21 protein-coding genes are annotated in these 21,847 nt (G+C 51.3%); 16 read left to right on the top strand and 5 right to left on the bottom strand.

The features are described from left to right. The first annotated feature begins 81 nt into the window (after positions 1–81). From ABXS88_RS04735 to nth, 4 genes are all read left to right on the top strand, one after another. Complete coding sequence (locus ABXS88_RS04735) at positions 82–510, top strand: hypothetical protein (RefSeq protein ID WP_353674032.1); 429 nt, start codon at positions 82–84, stop codon at positions 508–510. Positions 511–634: 124 nt separating this feature from the next. Further along, complete coding sequence (locus ABXS88_RS04730; RefSeq protein WP_353674031.1) at positions 635–820, top strand: ssl1498 family light-harvesting-like protein; 186 nt, start codon at positions 635–637, stop codon at positions 818–820. A 95-nt stretch (positions 821–915) separates the two neighbouring features. Beyond that, on the top strand, positions 916–1,989 hold the full coding sequence (gene rseP / locus ABXS88_RS04725) for an RIP metalloprotease RseP (protein WP_353674030.1): 1,074 nt from the start codon (positions 916–918) through the stop codon (positions 1,987–1,989). Then, the gene (nth, locus tag ABXS88_RS04720) at positions 1,989–2,678 is read left to right on the top strand and encodes an endonuclease III (RefSeq protein ID WP_353674029.1); all 690 of its coding nucleotides are present in this window, start codon (positions 1,989–1,991) and stop codon (positions 2,676–2,678) included. The genes rseP and nth overlap by 1 nt, the downstream gene beginning before the upstream one ends. Here nth and ABXS88_RS04715 read toward each other — a convergent pair. Further along, entirely contained in the window at positions 2,675–3,643 is a 969-nt protein-coding gene (locus ABXS88_RS04715; RefSeq protein WP_353674028.1) for an HD domain-containing phosphohydrolase, read from the bottom strand. The genes nth and ABXS88_RS04715 overlap by 4 nt on opposite strands. 232 nt (positions 3,644–3,875) lie before the next feature. On the opposite strand from ABXS88_RS04715, the gene ABXS88_RS04710 reads away from it, so the two are divergent. Further along, the gene (locus tag ABXS88_RS04710) at positions 3,876–7,160 is read left to right on the top strand and encodes an efflux RND transporter permease subunit (RefSeq protein ID WP_353674027.1); all 3,285 of its coding nucleotides are present in this window, start codon (positions 3,876–3,878) and stop codon (positions 7,158–7,160) included. A gap of 321 nt (positions 7,161–7,481) precedes the next feature. On the opposite strand, the gene ABXS88_RS04705 is transcribed toward ABXS88_RS04710, so the two are convergent. From ABXS88_RS04705 to ruvB, 4 genes are all read right to left on the bottom strand, one after another. Next, the gene (locus ABXS88_RS04705) at positions 7,482–7,709 is read right to left on the bottom strand and encodes a type II toxin-antitoxin system HicA family toxin (protein WP_353674026.1); all 228 of its coding nucleotides are present in this window, start codon (positions 7,707–7,709) and stop codon (positions 7,482–7,484) included. Further along, entirely contained in the window at positions 7,702–7,911 is a 210-nt protein-coding gene (locus ABXS88_RS04700; protein ID WP_353674025.1) for a type II toxin-antitoxin system HicB family antitoxin, read from the bottom strand. Before ABXS88_RS04700 ends, ABXS88_RS04705 begins: the two co-directional genes overlap by 8 nt. Positions 7,912–8,438: 527 nt before the next feature. After that, the gene (locus ABXS88_RS04695; protein WP_353674024.1) at positions 8,439–9,017 is read right to left on the bottom strand and encodes a hypothetical protein; all 579 of its coding nucleotides are present in this window, start codon (positions 9,015–9,017) and stop codon (positions 8,439–8,441) included. Between the two features lie 343 nt (positions 9,018–9,360). Next, a complete protein-coding gene (ruvB, locus tag ABXS88_RS04690) occupies positions 9,361–10,461 on the bottom strand; it encodes a Holliday junction branch migration DNA helicase RuvB (RefSeq protein WP_353674023.1) in 1,101 nt (366 codons plus the stop codon). Positions 10,462–10,887: 426 nt separating this feature from the next. Here ruvB and ABXS88_RS04685 point away from each other — a divergent pair, with 426 nt between their 5' ends. From ABXS88_RS04685 to ABXS88_RS04635, 11 genes are all read left to right on the top strand, one after another. Further along, the gene (locus ABXS88_RS04685) at positions 10,888–11,604 is read left to right on the top strand and encodes a carbonic anhydrase (protein ID WP_353674022.1); all 717 of its coding nucleotides are present in this window, start codon (positions 10,888–10,890) and stop codon (positions 11,602–11,604) included. Positions 11,605–11,905: 301 nt separating this feature from the next. Continuing rightward, positions 11,906–13,027 carry a sodium-dependent bicarbonate transport family permease gene (locus tag ABXS88_RS04680; protein ID WP_353674021.1) on the top strand — a complete coding sequence of 374 codons (1,122 nt, stop codon included), beginning with the start codon at positions 11,906–11,908 and terminating at the stop codon, positions 13,025–13,027. An 84-nt stretch (positions 13,028–13,111) separates the two neighbouring features. After that, entirely contained in the window at positions 13,112–13,450 is a 339-nt protein-coding gene (locus tag ABXS88_RS04675) for a hypothetical protein (protein WP_353674020.1), read from the top strand. A gap of 227 nt (positions 13,451–13,677) precedes the next feature. Then, positions 13,678–15,063, top strand: coding sequence for a cation:proton antiporter (locus tag ABXS88_RS04670; RefSeq protein ID WP_353674019.1), 1,386 nt, complete (start codon positions 13,678–13,680; stop codon positions 15,061–15,063). 1 nt (position 15,064) lies between these two features. Beyond that, positions 15,065–16,195 (top strand): cobalt-precorrin-5B (C(1))-methyltransferase CbiD, encoded by a 1,131-nt coding sequence (cbiD, locus tag ABXS88_RS04665; RefSeq protein ID WP_353674018.1) that lies wholly within the window; start codon positions 15,065–15,067, stop codon positions 16,193–16,195. A gap of 205 nt (positions 16,196–16,400) precedes the next feature. Continuing rightward, a complete protein-coding gene (locus tag ABXS88_RS04660; protein ID WP_353674017.1) occupies positions 16,401–16,913 on the top strand; it encodes a hypothetical protein in 513 nt (170 codons plus the stop codon). Positions 16,914–16,973: 60 nt separating this feature from the next. After that, positions 16,974–17,861 (top strand): hypothetical protein, encoded by an 888-nt coding sequence (locus tag ABXS88_RS04655; RefSeq protein WP_353674016.1) that lies wholly within the window; start codon positions 16,974–16,976, stop codon positions 17,859–17,861. Positions 17,862–17,955: 94 nt separating this feature from the next. After that, a complete protein-coding gene (locus tag ABXS88_RS04650; RefSeq protein ID WP_353674015.1) occupies positions 17,956–19,137 on the top strand; it encodes a M20 family metallopeptidase in 1,182 nt (393 codons plus the stop codon). Between the two features lie 63 nt (positions 19,138–19,200). After that, positions 19,201–19,992, top strand: a complete 792-nt coding sequence (locus ABXS88_RS04645) for an MBL fold metallo-hydrolase (RefSeq protein ID WP_353674014.1) — start codon at positions 19,201–19,203, stop codon at positions 19,990–19,992. Between the two features lie 93 nt (positions 19,993–20,085). Continuing rightward, complete coding sequence (locus ABXS88_RS04640) at positions 20,086–20,436, top strand: antibiotic biosynthesis monooxygenase (RefSeq protein ID WP_353674013.1); 351 nt, start codon at positions 20,086–20,088, stop codon at positions 20,434–20,436. 87 nt (positions 20,437–20,523) lie between these two features. Beyond that, the gene (locus tag ABXS88_RS04635) at positions 20,524–21,762 is read left to right on the top strand and encodes a SpoIID/LytB domain-containing protein (protein WP_353674012.1); all 1,239 of its coding nucleotides are present in this window, start codon (positions 20,524–20,526) and stop codon (positions 21,760–21,762) included. Positions 21,763–21,847: the final 85 nt, after the last annotated feature.

Raw genomic sequence — 21,847 nt, 5'->3', positions numbered from 1 at the left:
GCCCGCCGCAGCCTATGGTAAAAAAGGGAGACGCTGCCCAGCGCTTCCCTTAACTGTTACTCTGATAGTTTAGAAAAAACAATGACCAATGCCCTTCTTTCCCCTGCCGAGGCCTTTGAGCAAGGTATGGAACGCTACAAGGCCGGGGAAGACCCCCAGCAACTGATTCCAGTGTTTAAAGAGATCAGTGAACAAGTCCCTAAAAATGCAACGGTGTGGGCCTGTCTCGCCTGGCTCTATCTCCTGGCCGATAAACCCAAATCGGCCCTGAAGGCGGCGCAAAAAAGCGTCAAAATCGACGCTAATCATCCCCAGGCTCAGGTTAATTTGGCCCTGGCCCTGCTGGAAAACCAAAAGAGTGGCGTGCGGGAACACGTTGAGATCGCCGGGCAAATCATGGCCATCGATAAAGAAATTTACCAAACGGTAGTCGAAAATATTGAAGAGGGCCTGGCTCGCAAACCTAACTGGGCCAGTCTCCAGCGCGTTAAGGCCTGGTTATTAAAATAAAGTTAACGTTGTTAGGTTCCCCTGCGATTTTTGGGGTATGATACAGCCTAGGCAAAAGTTCACTTAATAACCAAGCCGTTATATACAACCATTTGTCTTTAATTAACAACGAGGTTTATTGGTCATGCCCTACACCAAAGAAGAGGGAGGAAGACTCAACAACTTTGCTATTGAGCCGGAAGTTTATCGGGCTAAGGCCCCAACCCAAGCCGAAAAACGCAATTATGTGATTCTGGCAGTTCTAGCAGTTTTACTCGTCGGTGGATTGATTACCGTTGCTGTGTTTGCGTCAAGCGCGGGCGCAGGTTAGGCCCAGTTGTTGGATTGAGTGAGCCATCGGTCCCTGGTGGCTTATTTTTCTCGCATTCCATAAGATAAAGTATCTTCCTTTTTTTTACAGTTACTATGTCAGTTTTAGCGGCGATTGGAGTTTTGGCCCTGCTCATCGTAGTCCATGAATTAGGACACTTTGCGGCGGCCCGTCTCCAGGGAATTTACGTCAATCGCTTTTCCCTTGGCTTTGGCCCTGTGCTCCTGAGGTACCAAGGGGCCATGACCGAGTACGCCGTGCGAGCTTTTCCCCTAGGGGGTTATGTTGGCTTTCCCGACGATGACCCCGAGAGCGACATTCCGGCCAATGACCCGAATTTGCTTCGTAATCGTCCCGTGTTAGACCGGGCCATTGTCATCAGCGCTGGAGTGATCGCCAATCTAGTTTTTGCTTATTTTCTGTTGGTTGGGCAGGTGGCCACCGTCGGTTTTCAAGAAATTCAAGCCGGCTTGGTGATTTCCCAGGTACAACCCAACTCAGCGGCCATGGCGGCGGGGATTCAGGTAGGGGATTTAATCCAGACCCTGAATGGCCAAACCCTCCCGATTTATCCCCAGGCCACCGAACAATTTATTCAGACCGTTACCACCTCACCGGGTCGCCCCCTCACGGTACAATTGCAACGTAATGGAGAAATCCTCAGTACTACCTTAACGCCTCAGGAAGACCCCCAAGGAGAAGGAAAAATTGGGGTGGCCCTGGTGCCCCATATCCAGGTTCAGCGGGCCAGTAATCTACTGTCGGCCCTGAAGGATGGGGCCAATGCCTACGAACGAGTAGTTAAGCTGACGGTGCAAGGATTTTGGCAGTTAATTAGCAATTTTTCGGAAAGTGCAGGCCAGGTGGCTGGGCCCGTCAAAATTGTGGAGTACGGGGCCAGTATTGCCCAAAGCAATTTAGGTAATTTGTTCCAGTTTGGGGCCTTGATTAGCATTAACCTCGCGGTGATTAATATTTTGCCCTTGCCGGCCCTGGATGGGGGCCAACTCCTCTTTTTGTTGATTGAAGGCCTATTCGGTAAACCCCTGCCCAACAAAATTCAAGAGGGGATTATGCAAACAGGACTGGTACTCCTCTTGGGCCTGGGCGTCGTGTTGATCGTGCGCGACACCGTCAATTTGGCGATTGTGCAGGAATTTTTCCGCTAATGGCAAGTCTGCTGAGGAAAATGGCCAGCAAGAAACAACGGGCCCTGGAGGTCTTGACCATTCTGCAACGCCTCTACCCCGATGCGGTCTGTAGCCTGACCCACGAAACCCCCGTCCAGTTGCTGGTGGCCACGATTCTATCGGCACAGTGTACAGATGAACGAGTCAACCTCGTTACCCCGGCCCTGTTCCAGCGCTATCCTACCGCCGAGGCCCTAGCCTATGCGGATCGCCTTGAAATCGAGGCCCTGATCCGTTCTACGGGCTTCTATCGCAACAAAGCCAAAAATCTCCAGGGGGCCTGCCGAAAGATTGTGGAAGATTTTGGTGGGGAAGTCCCACAACAGATGGAGTTACTGCTGACTCTCCCCGGCGTCGCTCGCAAAACTGCCAATGTGGTTTTGGCCCACGCCTTTGGCATTCTCCAGGGCGTTACCGTCGATACTCATGTCAAACGTCTCAGTCAACGTCTGGGCTTAACCCAGGCTAGTGATCCTGTCAAAATTGAGCGGGACTTGATGAAACTGATTCCCCAGGCCGATTGGGAAAATTATTCCATTCGCATTATTTACCATGGCCGGGCCGTCTGTAAGGCCCGGAGTCCCCGTTGTGCCGACTGTGAACTCAGCCATATTTGTCCTGCGGCCCACGGCTCCTTGGCCGCTGCCACGAATCACTCATCAACTTAGTTTTGTGGACAGGCCTGACGCATAAAAAGGGCAAATTTTTCTACCAAGTCAGGGTTACGCCAACCGGATTGGGCTTCCTGCTCCAGGGTTTTCAGGGCTGCCTCCGTAGAGATGGCCGCCTTGTAGGAGCGGTCACTGGTGAGGGCACTAAAAATATCGATCACCTGGAAGACCTGGGCTAGATAAGGAATTTCTGCCCCTTTGAGTTGGTCTGGATAGCCACTGCCATCCCAGCGTTCATGGTGATGGCGCATAATTTGGCCGACTTCCCGGCGATAGGCCAGGGGTTCAAAAATTTTTTCGCCCACGAGGACGTGTTGTTTAACCAGGGCCCGTTCCTCCGCGGTTAAGCCTCCCTGTTTGAGCATGACGGCATCGGGGATCGTCACTGTTCCTAGATCATGGAGGCGAGCGGCAAAAATGAGATCCTGGCAGGCCGACTCAGGTAGGTGCAGAAAGCGAGCGAAGCCTTCGACCAAGGTACTAAAGGAAGGACGAGGACTCGTCTCAGGGTAGCGGTGCTCAATGGCCTGGGCGACCCGGAAGAGAACCTGTTCAATCTGCTCGACCCATTCCGCTAATTGTTTTTTTTGGATCAGCACCTCAATCCGGGCCAACAATTCCACTCGGTCTAGGGGTTTGAGGAGATAGGCATCCGCCCCAACCTCTCGACTCCGATGACGCAGGAGGGGGTCATCCAGGGCCGACATCAAAATTACGGGAATCATGGCTGTTGTGGCCGTTTGTTTGATGGTTTGGCACAGGCCTAGGCCCTCCTGGCTAGGCATCATCGCATCGAGCAGGATCAAATCGGGTTGGGTACGGGAGAGGAGGGAGAGCAGATCCTCGTGGCCATCCGACTCTAGGACAGAATAATTCTCTAATAGCAGAATATCAGTTGCTGTCACGCGACTGTAGGGATGGCCGTCGATGATTAGAATTCGTTGGGATGACGCAGATTTCACTGGAGAAGGATGCACAGAATTTTTCTTTTATTCTGGCATGGCGTGGCTGGCAATCTTGATTGCCAACCCTAGTCTTGAAAACGAGGCCCGGGTAAACGTAAAGAAAGTTGCTGATTTTGATTTGCGGCGGGGAGGATCGCTTCTAAGATGGTGAGGAGTTGCTGCGTTGGGCGGAATCTTTAACCCCGTTCCTTCGTCTGTTGACCCAAGCCCCTGCCTAGAAGATATCGTCATGTTGCTCAGTATTGCTGACGTTTTTATTAAAAAGCCTGTTCTAACCACTGTCTGTACCATTGTTATTGTTTTGGTCGGGATGATTGCTTTACCCTTGCTTCCTCTCGCCAAGTTGCCAGATTTGGCCCCGAAGCAGGTAACGGTAACCACTAATTTTGTGGGTTCTGATGCCAGAACGGCAGAGGAAAACGTCACCACCGTCTTGGAGCGGCAGATCAACGGTACTGAACAGGTGATCTACATGAACTCCTATACAGACAATACTGGCACCAGCACCCTCAACGTCTATTTTCCGGTGGAGATGGACCGCAACATTGCCCAGGTATTAGTTCAAAACAACGTATCCATTGCCCAGTCCAGTCTCCCGGAATCTGTTAATCGTCAGGGGATCGTGACCCAGAAGCAGTCGCCCTCTGTGACCATTGCCTACGGGATTTATTCTGCCAAGGATGCCCAGGGAAATTATATTTACGACGACATTTTTATCAGCAACTTTGTTGACCGGGTAATTAGTGATGAAATTAAACGGCTAGATGGGGTTGGTAGTATTGCCATTATTGGGGTTGGCCAATACGCCATGCGCTTTTGGTTAGACCCCGATGCCCTGGCGGCCCGGGGCCTGTCCTCTGGGGATGTGGTGGATGCGATCCAGAAGCAAAATATTCAAGTGGGGGCTGGGGGCCTAAACCTGCCGCCGGTGGCCGAAGACCAACGCTTCCAGATCAATGCGCGGGCGGTGGGCCGGTTTGTCACCCCGGAAGAAGCGGCGGAGATTGTGGTGAAGGTCGGCAATGACGGTACGCTGATTAAGATCAAAGACGTGGGGCGAGTTACCGTTGGGGCCCAAAACTACAAACAGGTGTCGGTGTTTGACGGTGCGCCGGCCGTGGCTTTCATTGTTTACCAATTACCTGGAACTAACGCGCTGAATACGGCCCAGTTGGTTAAGGAGAAATTCGCGGCCCTCAAGCCCCTCTTTCCCCCTGGCCTAGAAGCGGCGGTGGCCCTCGATAACACCCTATTTGTGACGGCTTCTCTCGACGAGGCTTTTAAAACCCTGGTGGAAGCGATTCTGCTGGTGTTTCTGGTGATTTTCGTTTTTCTGCAGAACTGGCGCACGACGATTATTCCGGCCCTGGCGATTCCCGTTTCCTTAATCGGGGCCATGGCTTTTGCCCTGGCCTTTGGCTTTAGCTTGAATCAGTTGACCCTCTTCGGAGTAATCTTAGCCACCGGGTTGGTGGTGGACGACGGGATTCTGGTGGTAGAGGCCATTGAAACCAAGTTGTCCCAGGGAATGCGGCCCCTCCAGGCGGCCCTGGATGCCATGAGTGAATTAACGGGGGCCGTTATTGCCACCTCGATTGTGTTGATGGCAGTGTTTATCCCGGTTACTTTTTTTCCAGGTACCACCGGGATTGTCTATAAGCAATTCGCCCTGATCATGGCCTTTTCCGTAGCGATTTCCACCTTCAATGCCTTGAGCTTTTCCCCCAGTATGTCGGCAATTTTGATGCGGCCCACGGGGAAAAAACGTGGCCCTCTGGCGGTCTTTTTTAGTTGGTTTAACCGCTTCTTTGACTGGTTCAAGGAAGGCTACGGCAGTCTGGTGGAACTCTTGATCCGAGTGAGATTGTTAGTCATTCCAGTTTTTATTGCTGGCCTAGTGGCCACGGGTTGGGTCTATAGTTCAACACCCACAGGTTTCATTCCGGAGGAAGATCAGGGCTATTTCTTCATGCTAGGTAATGCACCGGCAGGCGTTTCCATTGAGTACACCAAGGACATTATTGACCAGGCCATTCAAATTGTGCAGAAGCGGCCGGAAGTGGAGCATGTCCTGGGCATGGGGGGCTTTAGTTTTCTGGGTAACGATAGCAGTAAGTCTCTATACTTCGTCAAACTTAAAAATTGGGATGAACGACCTGGCGCGGATAAATCGGTGTTTGCTCTGCTAACGGACATTAACCGAGAGCTATCCGCCAAAATCCCCCAGGCCCAAATTATTGCAGTTAATGCTCCGCCGGTAGATGGACTAAGTAGCACCGGGGGCCTCGATTTCTACATCCAAAACCGGGGCGGTATTCCCATGGATGCCTTTTTAGCTAATGTCCAAAAATATATGATGGAGGCCAGAAAACTGCCGGAACTCAATCCTCGCACGGTTTTCACCCAATTTACCTTTGCCTCGCCTCTGTTTGAGTTTTCCGTTGATCGCGAAAAGGCCAATGCCCAGAATGTGGATGTCTCGGAAATTTTCCAGACCCTGAGTACCTACCTCGGCTCCAGCTACGTCAACCAATTCGTGCTAGGGGGCCGACTCTATCAAGTCTATGCCCAGGCTGAAGGCAAGTATCGGTCTAGCCCGGAAGATATTATGCGCCTCTATGTGCGCAATCGTGACCGGAAACTCGTTCAGCTTAGCAATGTGCTTCAGGTCAAAGAAATTACCTATCCACCGATTCTGACCCACTTCAACATTTACACTGCCATTGATGTTCAAGCCTCACCGGCCCAGGGCTTCAGTACGGGTCAGGCAATGACGGCCATGGAAAAATTGGCCAATGATATTCTCCCTTCAACCATGGGTTACGAATGGTACGGCACCGGCTATCAAGAAAAGCAATCGGGGGGAGCGGCACCGATTATCTTTGGTCTAGCTTTCATCATGGTGTTCCTAGTGTTAGCGGCCCAGTACGAAAGCTACGTTGATCCGACCATCATTATGATGACCGTGCCCTTGGCCATCCTCGGAGCCATGGGGGCCATTCTTCTGCGCTCTAACTTTATGGTGGCCACTAATGCGGTTTGGCCCAGCTTGAATAACAACATCTACGCCCAGGTGGCCCTGGTGATGTTGATCGGGTTGGCTAGTAAAAATGCCATTCTGATCGTAGAATTTGCCAACCAGGCCATGGACTTGGGCATGAGCATTACCAAAGCGGCGGCCTTTGCAGCTAAGGAACGACTACGGCCCATTTTGATGACAGCAATTTCGGGTCTGGTGGGTTTCTGGCCCTTGGTGATTGCTTCGGGAGCAGGGGCCATGAGTCGATGGTCCTTGGGAACCGCAATTTTTGGGGGCTATCTGATTTCTACTTGTCTGAGTTTATTTCTCGTCCCGGTACTCTACAGCGTGGTCAAAGAGGTGGAACATCGCTTCTTGAAGGGCGAAAAAGGTGGTTCTACTCCTCCCGGCAATGGCCCCAGCCAAAATGGCCATAGTACCGAAGTAGAGACCGTCGTCTCGGAATCAGAAACATCCCTGCCTTCCAGGCCCTAAAACAATAAGAGTAACGCGAACTGAGCCAGAAGCTTATGACCCAGGATAATTCAGCAATAGAAGAGGTTCTCCGGGCAGAGTATGACTGGAAGAGCCTCAGGATTAGAAGACTGGAATCAGAAAGAAAGCGTTTTGGTGGAATCACTATACATTTGTAACCTGATGTCATAGAGATGTTCCCTAGCGCCGAAGTGGTGAATGAAGCACTTCACTTCTTAATCAGAGTCATGCGGGATAACAGCTTAGACTTCAGCGGCGGCAAGCAACCTCAAACTCAGTACCAGCGGCTTTGATCATCCACTGCATTTGAATGGTTCGGCTTCACAGACTCTCGATAAATGCTTCCACCGTGACTTGCGCTTGCTTAAGAATGCTACTCAACGTACCAATCTTCAATTCCCGATGCACAGGAACAACACAGCCAATTTCGCCCGCTTCGGTTTCTTTCTTCATCACAACATGACTGCCTGTTTGACGAACTTGCTCGAATCCTAAACGCTCAAGTGCCTGAATCGCTTCTCTGCTTGAGATCCGTGGCATCTTAGGCATAGTTGACTTCGATGCTGGTTACAAGTCTAGGAGATGTTTCCGGTAGGGGAAATTCCTCTAAGTAGAGCCGCGTTGCTTCTTTCAACCCCGCGATTGCTTCTTCAATGGTTTCTCCTTGATCAACTGTGCCAACCTCTGGACATTCAGCAATGTACATATCATCTTCTTTATGAAGAATGACTGTGAAACTGCGACTTTTCATCCTTCAAAACCTTTTATAAAAAGAATAGCATCACCTATCTTCATAGATTAACATAAGGGCTATCCAGGCGATGCAGTCCTCTACGATGATTGTGCAAGATTACAAGTTTTCAGCGAAATGATGGAATTACCTCTGAAAATTACCAAATCACGAATATTATGCCTGAACCACCATTGATCTGACCATCAATACCTCTCTGGTTACAAGAACCAGTCCATGTTTTGTTAGAAGCAGTATTTAATAGTATGAAGCTGGAAGAATTAAGCCTATCATTGGGGAGTCCATTAATAAGAGTCACCCTATTTACAGTGAAACCTTGACGAATGACTATATTATAGTTTGCTGATAGAACTTAAGCAGTACTGGGCAAAACAAAGCACAGAAGAAGCCAAGAGAGATGATCCAAGAAAAAGTTTTGGCATTGAATTCACGGTTGAGATTGGAGGTTTAACATTACCTATCACCCGCCGCAGATAGCCTTTGCATCACAGTCGACATCTCTCAGCGGTCGGGGTGCATGAGCTTTTTTAGGCATTATTCTGAATCAACTGCCTCAACATTTTCTCAACTTCTCGCGGGCTACGAACTCCCAAAAAACCTATCTCCTCACTCATTTGATCCCCATCACTGTCCTTCCATCGCCGGATTGCAATAATCACATCACCCGTTCCGTCAGCTCTTTCTTTCCGATATACATCTTTTAATTGGTCAGGTAGGTAGCTTCTGATTGTAGTAGACCAACCACTTTGAATAGAGATAGCTCGTTTATCTGTCACCAAGTAAACTGTCTTTCGTGCTGATTGCCATACCCATATGGGACTAGACAGCATTCCAAAACCAATAAGAACAAAAGGTACACCAAAAAGGGCAAACAGATGTTGAGGTTGTAAACCTTCTCTTAGATCAGGAAGTTTAAACCCTGATGCACCCCACATCCAAAATATGGCGAAGCTAGTCCAGGGAATACCGAATAAAACACTTCCGATCGAAGCCGCTGTGAAAAACTGAGGTACGGGCTGTTCGACCCATCTTATAAACTCTCCTGGCTGAAGCTCATTATCTATTTTTTTGCGAAGTTCCTTTGGAATTTTTAAGTTACCTAACATAAAAAGTTGCCTTATTTGCTAAAAATTAGCATACTTGGGAAAGTCTATCTGTCAAGATTTTCTGATTTTCTTCATGAGTTGCCCTGTACCTAAGTCTTGTGCAGCCTAGCTAGGAATTATACGGAAAGTTTCCGTATATCATTCTAAATACGCATTTTTTCAAGAAATTTTCCGTATATTACTCTCAAATGAAGTGATCGAGAGAAGTTTTCCGTATAACACCACAATAAGCGTGTTATGCCGGCACAGTTTCACAATCCCCATCAACAAACTGGACAAATTCAACATCGGGCTGAATTTCCTGGAGACAGGCCAACCCGGCATTTCTGGCCCTGGCGATGATCTACCCCAGGTCGGTCTCAAAGAGGGGTAACTGTTCCATTCTTTGGGGGGCCACTAGGCCTAAGTGTTCGTAGGCCGCTCGTGTCGCAATCCGACCCCGAGGTGTCCGGCTCAAGTAGCCAATTTGTAGCAGGTAGGGTTCATAGACCTCTTCAATGGTTCTACTATCCTCCCCAGTGGCAGCGGCCAGGGCCTCTAGCCCGGCAGGGCCTCCCTGAAATTGATCAATCAAGGTTTGGAGTACTAGGCGATCCGTCCAATCCAGGCCCTGTTGATCGACTTGGTACACATCTAATGCCTCAGCGGCCAATTCAGCGCCGATCTCGGTTTGTTGCTTGACCTGAGCGTAGTCCCGCACCCGCTTGAGCAGGCGGTTGGCAATGCGGGGCGTGCCTCGTGAACGGCTGGCAATGGCCCTGGCCCCGTTGGGAGTAATGGCCGTCTTCAGGAGTTGGGCCGTCCGCAGAATAATCTGTTGCAACTCATCGAGGTCGTAGAACTGGAGGCGCTGGATTAGGCCAAAGCGGTCGCGGAGGGGGGAGGTTAGGGCCCCGACCTTGGTGGTGGCGCCGATTAGAGTAAAACGGGGCAAGGGTAAACTGCGAATTTTGGCACTATTGCCTTTCCCCATAGTGATGTCCAGGCGATAGTCCTCCATGGCCGGGTAGAGCAATTCTTCCGTCAGGCGATTGAGGCGGTGAATTTCATCAATAAAGAGGATATCACCGGGTTGTAGGCCGATCAGGAGGCCCGTGATATCTCGGGGCCGTTCCAGGGCCGGGGCCGCTGTAATTTTGCAACTGACTCCCATTTCCTGGGCCAAAATCAAGGCAAGGGTGGTTTTTCCTAATCCTGGTGGCCCATACAACAACAAATGATCCATGGCCTCCTGGCGATTTTTAGCGGCAGCAATGGCAATGCCTAGTACTGCCTTGAGGCTACTTTGACCGATGTAGTCTTGCAGGGTTTTGGGGCGTAACCCTTCTTCGTTGCCCTCGGGATTGGGGGCCTCCGCCGCTGTGATCTGGGGCGTGAGCAAGTCCGGCCGTGCCGTGTCTCCAACATTTTTTTCCCCTGATTTTCCCGTCCGCTTGATGGCCATGGTCTTTACGCAAACAATCTTCCTTGCATTATGCCTCGGGGGCGTGGGGATCTTCTTGACTCCGTTCCAACCTGCCAAAAAGCAAGGCTTTTATGAATGATTAAAAATTTTTATATGGAATCCAGTAGATGGTATTTGCAAAATGATTTGTTTAAGTCTATGATTTATCTCACGCGATAGATTTCACTCGATGGCATAAAGAAATTGTTACTCGCAATTTCCCGCCGATCACCGGTTTTTCCGGGGGAGTGGCTAAACCGGAGGAAAAAGACGGGTTTAAGGATCTGGGTTTAATCCAGGGCCTTGCTTTCTATGGCAACCTCCCTTAAGTATGCTGAGGAAACCTCAAAACACTGGCAAACGTCCTAATCAAGATTTTTGTCGGGCAATGGGGACAAACCCTACAAGCATTTCTAAGAGAACACCATGTCCAATCTTCCGACGCATTCTTCTTTCAGTCGCCGTCGTCTCCTCCAGTACGGTGGTGGGCTGGTCGGTACCAGTCTTATGGCAACGGTTCTGGGGGGAAATCCCCGTTCTCCCCTGGTGGCCCATGCCCAGGGCTCGCCCCTAACACCGAAGGAAGCTCTAACAAAACTAATGGCGGGTAATGAACGTTTTGTAACCGAAAAACGAACTAACCGTCATCAAAACCGAGAGCGATTACTGGAAGTTGCCAAGGGGCAAAATCCCTTTGCAGCAGTACTGGGTTGTGCGGATTCCCGTGTCCCAGTAGAGATCGTTTTTGACCAAGGCCTGGGAGATATTTTTGTCTGTCGGGTGGCGGGCAATATTGCGACGTCGGAGGAGATTGGCAGTCTCGAATTCGGCACACTGGTTTTGGGGGCTAAGGTCTTGGTGGTAATGGGCCACGGGGGATGCGGTGCGGTTAAGGCCGCTCTTACCGGGGGGGAATTGCCCGGCCAAATTGGCAGTTTGATCCAAAGTATTGAGACAGGCTCTATCACTGGTTCAAAAACGGATCCGGCTCGGCTTGATCAAGCCATTAAAACCAATGTCCTGGCCCAGGTGGCTCGCCTTAACCAATCTCCGGTGATTGGTGAATTGGTCACTAAAAACCAACTCAAAGTCGTGGGTTCTTTCTATGACCTCGATACCGGCAAAGTAAGCTGGCTTTCATAACCAGGATAACTTTAAAAACCTTGGAGAGGAGTCTTTTTAGATATTTTTCTTCAATAGTAGCGATGAAAAATACTGATATCTAGAGGATGCTTTATTGCCTCACTTTACACTTTCCGTTTAGGTTCTTTTGCTTTTGATAGGGTTCCCCATGGTAACTCCTAACCATAAGCCTTGTATACAGGCTCTCATTCTGCGCCTGTGTTGCAGGGAAGAAGCACATTACGCTTATTCTCTGTAAATCTTTAAAGCTCATATAGCTCGTTTGTTTCAACAATCCTCATTAGAGGAGGAGGAGGAATTCATGGACTTTTTGTCCTTGTTTTTAATGGACTTTGTTAAGCAGTTACAGTCGCCAACACTGGCCTTTTTGATTGGTGGGATGATCATTGCTGCTCTGGGTAGTGAATTGGTCATTCCCGAGTCAATTTGTACGATCATCGTCTTCATGCTGCTCACCAAAATCGGTCTGACCGGTGGGATTGCCATCCGCAATTCCAACCTGACGGAGATGGTGTTACCCATGATCTTTGCTGTAATCGTGGGGATTCTTGTGGTCTTCATCGCGCGCTACACCTTGGCCAAACTGCCAAAGGTTAAAGTCGTCGATGCGATCGCCACTGGAGGGTTGTTTGGTGCAGTGAGTGGCTCCACCATGGCTGCTGGTCTGACGTTACTGGAAGAAGAAAAAATTCCCTTTGAAGCCTGGGCCGGTGCACTCTATCCTTTCATGGATATTCCGGCGCTGGTAACGGCCATTGTTGTCGCCAACATTTATCTCAATAAGAAGAAGCGTAAAGAATTGGCCTACTCTAGTGAGTCCTTTAACAAGCAGCCTGTGGCGGCAGGGGATTATTCCGATCAGCAGGATTATCCCGGCAGTCGGCAGGAGTATCTCAGCCAGCAGCAGCCTACGGATAATCGGGTCAAGATCTGGCCCATTATTGAGGAAAGCCTCCGGGGGCCGGCCCTATCGGCCATGTTGTTAGGCCTCGCTCTGGGCATATTTGCCCAGCCGGAAACTGTCTATAAAAGTTTCTACGATCCCCTCTTTCGTGGCTTGCTCTCGATCTTGATGCTGGTCATGGGGATGGAGGCTTGGTCTCGCATTGGTGAACTGCGGAAGGTAGCCCAGTGGTACGTTGTCTATAGTGTTATCGCACCGTTCGTGCATGGTCTCATTGCCTTCGGTCTCGGTATGATTGCCCACTACGCAACGGGATTCAGCTGGGGCGGTGTTGTCATCTTGGCCGTTATTGCTTCATCTAGTTCAGACATCTCAGGGCCGCCTACCTTGCGGGCTGGTATCCCTTCGGCTAATCCCTCCGCCTATATTGGTGCATCCACTGCTATCGGTACACCCGTGGCAATCGGCTTATGTATACCGTTTTTCCTTGGTCTTGCCCAGGCGCTCAGCGGCAACTAATCTCGGACGGGTTGTGGTCTGTCGGCGCTCCCTTGACCAGGCAGACCAAGCAGATACATGTACGTATTTAAGGAGATAATCAACATGGCCAAACCAGCCAAAAAGCTTGTCATCGTTACAGAAAAGATTTTACTGAAAAAAATCGCCAAGATCATCGAAGAATCTGGGGCGAGCGGTTATACGGTTCTAGAAACTGGCGGTAAAGGCAGTCGCAACGTGCGCTCGTCGGGACAACCCAGCGTTTCTGACACCACGGCGAATATCAAGTTTGAGGTACTTACCCCCGATCGGCTTATGGCCCAGAATATTGCGAATCGGGTCGCACGGGAGTTTTTCACCGATTATGCGGGCATGATCTATCTCTGTGACGCGGAGGTTCTGTACGGGGAGAGTTTCTGTGGACCGGAGGGCTGTGGAATCTAGACAACGTAAACCCAAAAAGCCGGGGTCATGGCTCAGTTTTTGGGCGTCCGTTACTCAGTCCAGAACCAGTCTATCCCAGCCTAAATAAGACAACCCCGGCAATTGCCGGTGACTAGGATAAGCGGTGGGCTAGCTTTTCTCTACTGTCCACTGCTAACTGTTTCTGGTTTCCTTGACCGAGTTCACTGTTAGTTTAAATCCAGACCCACAAGCCTATCTGCAAATTTATGAATGTTTTGAATTCTGTCGGGTTCTTTTTTCCTTCTTCTTTTCCCCTGTTGGCCACGACGGAAGCGGAAAATGGCCCCGTGATTCTCAGCGGTGTTCTGCTGAGTTTAGTCGTCATTTATTTGGCCAGTAAGCTCGGCTCTGAACTAGCCAAGCGTCTTGATTTTCCTCCAGTGCTAGGGGAATTGGTGGCAGGGGTGATCGTTGGCGTTTCGGCCCTGCACTTGATTATCTTCCCGGAAGGGGGCCTGACAGCGGCGGATTCCCTGTTGATGACCGTCCTGCAAAACCTCAATGCCTTGACCCCAGAAGCCGTCACCAGTATTTTTGCTTCCCAGAGTGAGGTGATTTCCGTACTGGCTGAGCTAGGGGTGATTATTCTACTCTTTGAAATCGGCCTGGAATCGGATTTACGACAACTCAAAGCAGTCGGTATTCAAGCAGTGGTGGTGGCCTGTGTGGGGGTCGCTGTCCCCTTCGCGGCGGGTACCGTCGGTTTGATGACGATTTTCCATGTGGCGGCAATTCCGGCCATTTTTGCGGGGGCGGCCCTGACCGCGACGAGCATTGGCATTACCTCCAAGGTGTTGTCGGAACTGGGACAACTGAAGTCAAAGGAGGGCCAAATTATTGTCGGAGCCGCGGTTATTGATGATGTTTTGGGGATTATCGTTCTAGCGGTCGTCGCTAGCTTGGCCAAAACGGGAGAAATCGATGTCCTCAATGTGGTCTATTTGATCGTTGGAGCCACGGCTTTCCTGATTGGGGCTATTCTCCTAGGAGGCTTCTTTAACAAGGCCTTTGTAGCGGTGGTGGAGAAACTAGAAACCCGAGGCAACATTATCATTCCGGCCTTTATTTTTGCCTTTGTCATGGCCTTTATCGGTAACGCGATTCACCTGGAAGCCATTCTAGGGGCCTTTGCCGCGGGCTTGGTGCTCGATGAAACCGACGCTCGGGAACAATTGGATGAACTGATCAAGCCCGTCGCTGATATTCTGGTACCAATTTTCTTTGTGACCGTCGGGGCCCGGGCGGACTTAACGGTTTTGAATCCAACGGTACCGGACAACCGGGCTGGTCTACTGATTGCCATCTTCCTGATCGTGGTTGCCATCGCGGGTAAATTAGTGACGGGCTGGACGGTCTTTGGTATTCCCGCAATTAATCGGGCCGCCATCGGTGTAGGCATGATTCCCCGAGGGGAAGTAGGCCTGGTCTTTGCGGGGATTGGGTCGGCCAGTGGGGTATTGAGTAAACCCCTGGAGGTTTCCATCATCATTATGGTGATTCTGACGACTTTCCTTGCCCCTCCCTTCCTGCGCATCGCCTTTGGCAATAGCGAACCCATTGCAGAACTCGAGACAACCAGTCCAGAAGCCTAGAATGACCGCTCCCCGTTCAGGCTATACCCTGCCCGTCTTTGCCTGTGCGTCGGCCCTGGCGGCTTTGCAGTGCTGGCGCGACCGTCGCTGTCCAGATTCAGTAGAGCTGGATTTAGTCACCCCAAATCAGCGGGCTACCGTTGCCATCGAACAGGGGGCCTGCCTGGATGAATCTTCGGCCCTGGCCATTACTCGCAGTGACCCCGGCGATAATCTTGACCTGACTCGCCATACCCCTGTTTGGGCCAAGGTCAGCATTGGGCCAGGGGAAGAACCCCTACGACTCCTCGGCGGCGAAGGTATTGGGAAACATCAGGAAAAACCGGAGCAGGCGGCCATCTATCGCTATGCCCAGATGCTCTTCCAGACCAACCTAGCCCCCTGGTATCAAGTGGGCCAGACCCTCACGGTGGAAATTATTCTGCCGGAGGGCCGGGCCTTGGCGGAGCGAACGTCTAATGCGGCCTTTGGCATTGTTGAGGGCCTTTCTCTTTTGGGAACCAGTGGCATTGCCCAGGCCCTGAGCGCTCCGGAACAACTAACGGCCTTTCAAGCGGATCTAGCTCGTAAAGCCAGGGAAAGTTCTCTTCTGGTTTTTTGTTTGGGGGAAAATGGCTTGGCTTTGGCCCAAGAGTGGGGCATTGCGTCTCGTTACCTGGTTAAAACGGCCAACTGGTTGGGGCCACTTTTGGTCACAGCAGCTCTAGAGGGGGTGTCCCAACTCTTACTGCTCGGCTACCATGGCAAACTCATTAAAGTCGCTGGGGGAATTTTCCATACCCACCACCATCTGGCGGATGCCCGGCTGGAAATCTTGACGGCCCAGGCGGCCAAACTGGGTCTGGCCACGTCCTATCTGCAAACGTTGCTGGCTTCTAGCACGACAGAGGCGGCCCTGCAACAACTCCGAACCTGGGAACAGAGCGACGGCCAAACGTGGGCAACACCCCTTTATCAGGCCATTGCCGAGACCATTGACCAGCGGGCCCAAGCCTACATTTTTAATCACACCGAAAAATCGCTTCAGGTTGGTTCCCTACTCTTTGATCGAAGTCGGCGGCCCCTGGCCCTGAGTTCTACCGGCCAGGCCCTTTTGACTCAGTTAGACGTGGCTTTAGAATTGCCGTCGTAGTTTTTAACCTTATCCCCGCACGCGAAAACGCCCAGACGTCTTTCCGTGTTTCGACTCTGGGCGCTTACCTAAAACTTTTCCTCACACCTGACTTAAGTATAAATCACCATTTTATTTTGTCAAGGGCCTTGCCGTTGTGAAGGAATGCAAAGCTTCTGGCCAAATTAGCTACACTGAACACAGTTTTGCGTTTCGCGGAGGTTCAATGCTTAAAAAATTTCAAAAATTACTGACCTTGGCCCTTGTTCCTTTTGTGCTCTGGGTCAGTCTCTCAGCTTGTACCCCCCAGCCCCCTTCTCGTTTTGAACAGGCCCAGCAAGAAAGTACCCAGCGGGGAGCCACAGCGGTCGTCAAAGAGTCCAGCCAAGGCGCTAAGTTTAATGCTTTCTTTCCCCCGGTCGAAGGAGATTACAAACGGATTTACACCCAGGAAAAACAAGGTTTTGCAGAAGCTAAGCTTAAGCGGGCCGGGAAGGAGGTGGCGGTTCTGGCGATTTCAGATGTGTTGAATAATCCCGCCGCCGTCCAAAAATTTCAAACCAGTTCCCTGACCATTGCCGGTTATCCCGCCGTTCAACAGGGAAGTATGGCCACGGCCCTATTGGTGGAGGGTCGTTATCAGGTTAAGGTACTCTCCCGGGATGCTAGCTTTACGGCCCAAGACCGCAAACAATGGCTAGAAAAGTTTAATCTGGCGGGCCTTGCGGCTTTGCAATAGCTTGAGAACCCGCTTCGTCAATCCAGCATTAATCATATTCAATCTTTAGGAGTCTTGATTGTGAGTAAGTCTATCTACGAATTAGTTGACCAGTTGCCCCAGGGGGGCCTGACGGTCATGGTTTTAAATGCGCTAGATTTTGTCATCCCCGGCCAGTGGGAAAATACGGTGGGGTTTGAAGCAACTATTCGCAAGGTGACGGGGGAAACGGATCAGGGCCTAATTCAACAAATTGGCGACCGAGCCGTCTGGCTCTTTAATGACAAGTCCCAAGGCTACCAAAATGCCCTCTGGCTCTATCAAACCGTTGATGCCACCGACAGCGCCTTGGGGGCCGCCGCCCTGGCTAATAAAGTGGGCGAAAAAGTCTCTTTCCTGGGTTTTTTGAATAAAATTACCCCGAATCCGGAAAAAGCCCAGGCCCTCGACCTGTCGATTAAATTAGTGGCGGAACTGGTTGCCTTTTGTCAAATCAATGGCATTCCTGGAGACAGCATTGGGGATTTTGTCGCCTCTTTAGCGGATTACAGTGGTGAATCCCTGATGCGGATGACCGCTTTGGTCTGTTTGGACGGTCTGATTCCCCTCGGCCCCGATTTTGCCCTCAAGGCCCTGGACTTTATCGAGCAGGTATCACCGAAGGAATTGGAACAAAACAGCACCTTTAGTAAAATCAAACCCCTCATTCCTGGCCAAGGCGTGGCCGGCCAATTAGAATTCATTGGCCAAAGCGTTGATTCCGTCAAAGGATGGATGACGAATTTTGTGGCCCAACGGGATCTAACGCCCCAAAAATTACTGGGCCAACTGCGGGGTTTTATGGAAGTCTCCGAGGATAAGCTGGATTACCTCGCAGCCTTTATTGATATGTCCACCAACTACTACGAACATACGGGCATTCAGACCTTGGCCCATCGCCTGATTGAGCGGGCCGTGGCGGAAATTTAAGGAAGAGTCAGTCCAGGGTAGAAACCAAGGTAGGAGCCATCGGGAATCCTAGGTTAGGATACAGGTTTAGTCATTTTCCTGCCCCATCATCACCATGCTGACTGAGATCAAAGCCCTGGTTGAAAATTTGGCCCCCCGACTGATTGAAATTCGTCGCCACCTCCATGCCCATCCCGAACTGAGTGGCCAGGAATATCAAACGGCGGCCTATGTCGCGGGGGTTTTGTCATCCTGTGGCCTGCAGGTTCAGGAATCCGTCGGCAAGACGGGAGTCGTTGGTGATCTCAAGGGCCAAGGCCAAGATAGCCGCTGTTTAGCGATTCGTACCGACATGGATGCTCTGCCCATTACCGAAGGTACCCATCTAGAGTTTGCCTCCCGTCATCCCGGCATTATGCACGCCTGCGGCCATGATATCCACACGACTCTGGGCCTGGGAACGGCAATGGTGTTATCCCAACTGTCTGAACCCTTGCCAGGGAATCTCCGTTTTTTGTTTCAACCAGCAGAAGAAATTGCCCAGGGGGCCAGTTGGATGATTCAGGACGGAGCCATGGGAGGCGTGAATCATATCCTGGGGGTTCATGTTTTTCCATCTATTCCAGCCCAAACCGTGGGTATCCGCTACGGGGCTTTAACAGCTGCCGCCGATGACTTAGAAATTTTTATCCAGGGGGAATCGGGCCATGGAGCCAGGCCCCACGAGGCCATTGATGCTATTTGGATTGCCTCTCAGGTGGTGACCTCTCTCCAACAGGCCATTAGCCGTACTCAAAATCCCCTCCGGCCCATTGTCTTGACCATTGGCCAGATCAGTGGCGGTCGGGCCCCCAATGTGATTGCAGACCAAGTGCGCATGGCCGGTACCGTTCGTTCCCTGCACCCCGAAACCCACGCCAACCTCCCCGATTGGATTGAGGGCATTGTCGGCCATGTTTGTCGTACCTACGGCGCGAAGTATGAAGTGAACTATCGGCGGGGCGTTCCCTCGGTGCAGAATGACTCCCAATTGACCAAGTTATTGGAGGAAACCAGTCGTGAGGCCCTGGGCAGTGAACGGGTACAAATTATTACCGAACCGTCTCTTGGGGCCGAGGATTTTTCCCTCTATCTCGAACAGGCCCCCGGCGCCATGTTTCGCCTGGGGGTGGGCTTTAGCGAGCGGGCCAACCATCCCTTGCACCATCCCCAATTCGAGGCGGATGAAAAAGCTATTGTCACTGGCGTACTAACTCTCTCCTATGCCGCCTACCAATACTGGCAGGGCCTGGCCTAGAATCGCCAGGCCAGGGAATTCTACTGGTATTATCACAAGCAGTATCCACTACGCTTTTTGTCTATGAAACGCCGACAGCTTATCCACTACACTGGGGCCGGTCTGCTTGCGACCCTTGGTTCCCAGTCCCTTTCAGCGTTGCACCCCCTCCAGGCCCAGTCTGCGGGTAGTGGTCTGAGTATTGAGTGGCTGGGCCATAGTGCGTTTCTGTTCACAGGGGGCGGTCTGAAAATTCTAGTCAATCCTTTTCGGGCTGTTGGCTGTACCGCAGGCTATCGTTTACCCAAGGTTCAGGCGGATCTGGTGCTGATTAGTTCCCAACTGTGGGATGAAGGCGCGGCGGAGGGCCTGCCGGGCAACCCCAAAATCTTGTTTGAGCCGGGGGTCTATGAAATTAATGGGCTAAAAATCCAAGGCATTGCCTCCCCCCACGACCGGGTTGGGGGCCGACGGTTTGGGCTGAATATTGCTTGGCGCTGGACTCAGGGCGGTATTCGTATTGTCCATATGGGGGGCGCGGCGGCTCCCGTGGGAGAGGAACAGAAAATTTTGTTGGGTACCCCGGATTTGGCCCTGATGCCAGTCGGTGGGAGTGCCAAAAGCTATACTCCTGAAGAAGCCAAGGCGGCCATGCTGGCCCTGAATCCGCGAGTGATGATTCCAACTCAGTACGCCACCGTGGCAGCGGATAAAACCACCTGTGACCTGGCCCCCATCACCAGTTTCCTGGAGTTGGTCAAGGGCATGAATGTCGGTTTTCTCAAGGGCAACCAGTGGGCCCTGCGGCCGGCCGATTTGCCCAAGGAAGGAACGCTGATTCGGGTGTTTAACGAACGTAGTGTCCTCAAGGCCTAGGGCGAGGAAAATCCTTGGCCCCCTTGCTCGGCCCTAGTGGACGGAAGTATAAGTTAATTAGTTTGTGACTTTCGTCCCGCAAGGAGTTGACCCATGTCCGCCGAGTTTCTGGATTGCCTACAACATAAATATGCCTACGTGGCCATTGGGGAATTTAAGCCCGGCCGCTTTGCTGAAGCCCAACGCCTCTACGAAAAGGCCGTTTCTACCTATAAACAGGGTTTTAAAGGAGCCTTTCTTTTACAAAAACCCAATAGTGATGAGGGCATTGCCGTAATTATGTGGGAAAAAATTGAAGATATGGAGGCCAATCAAAGCGAAATCGCCCAGGCCATCCTTGAGCAAATGGCCCCCCTCTTTTCCCAGCCGCCCGTCACCGACTTTTACGAAGTATGCAGTGAGATCGGGGCCTACCCAGAAGAAACTCCCTCACTAGAAAGCTAGTCTCCTGTTATTTCATCCTTGGCAAAGGTAAAATCTGTCGCTTAACCTGGGGTAGAATCGTGTCGTGTTGTGTGTGAGGAAACTAAAATGATGACTCCCTCCCTTGGCCTGCTCCGTTCTGTGGCTTCCCTCCGTCAATTACTGCAATCATGGCGATGGTTGGCATTGGCCATCGGAATAGCCAGTGTTGGAGCCGTCAGCACCGAATCTTCCGCCCAGGCCCTAGACCTGCGGGTTGCCATCCGTAAGGGGGCCAACACGATCCAAGTGGGGAGTTCTACGGCTGGCGTAGTTAAAGATGCCGGGGGCCGCGTGTTGGGCAATCTAGAGGCCTTGGTGCCTCTCAATGCGACGGTTCAAGGCAATCAAGTCAGTTTAGGGAATTGGCGGGCCTCGCAACTAGTGATTGAACCCAGTGGCAGTGGCGTTGTTTGGATTGGCGACCGTTGGTACCACGGCAAAGTCCGTCTGCTACGCCAAGGTGACGGCGTCACGGCGGTCAATGTAGTCAATATTGAAGAATATCTTTACAGCGTGGTGGGTTCAGAAGCGATTCCTACCTGGCCCTTAGAGGCGCTTAAGGCCCAGGCCGTGGCGGCCCGTACCTACGCCATCTACCAAAGTAAAAAAGGGGGTAATCGCTTCTTTGACTTGGACACGACTACAGCCACCCAAGTTTATAAAGGCCTGAATAATGAGTATGTGAGTACAGTAGAGGCGGTACAGCAGACCGAGGGCCAGGTGATGACCTACCAAGGCAAGGTGATTTTGGCTGCCTTCCATGCCGCCTCTGGAGGCCATACAGAAAATGTGGAGGATGTTTGGATGTCTCCCTTGCCCTACCTGCGGGGAGTGGTAGATTATGACCAGGCTTCCCCCGTATTTCAATGGAATCGAAGCTTTACTCCCAGTGAATTAAGCCAGCAGTTTGGAGGGGTGGGTACGATCCAATCTCTCCAGCCGCTCCAACGCACTCCCCAGGGACGTGTCATTACTTTACGGATTATTGGCAGTCAAGGTAGTAAAAATCTGAGTGGAGCAAAAGTCCGGGAAGTGCTAAAACTGCGGAGTACTCGTTTTGACGTTACCCAGGTCAATGGCAGTTTCTCCCTCTTGGGTTGGGGGTCGGGTCATGGCATCGGCTTGAGTCAATGGGGGGCCTACGGTCTAGCGCAACAGGGAGTGGCCTACAGTCAAATCCTGGCCCACTACTACCAAAATACTCGCCTCAGCCAATTGAACGTTCCCAGTCTATCGGCATTGAACATCGACTCCCAGGCCCCGGATCTCTATAGCAAGGCTTCTACCAATATTGGGCGTGATTGATATCGTCTCCACCTAATCGCTAAGCGATTCAGGATATCGACCTCGGCTTGTTCAATTTCTTCTTGCCCACGGGTCAAAATAACTT

It is taken from the genome of Synechocystis sp. LKSZ1, from assembly GCF_040436315.1.
Taxonomy (GTDB): domain Bacteria; phylum Cyanobacteriota; class Cyanobacteriia; order Cyanobacteriales; family Microcystaceae; genus Synechocystis.
Note: the sequence above shows the minus strand (reverse complement) of the source record. Positions and strands in the feature narration are given on the sequence as shown.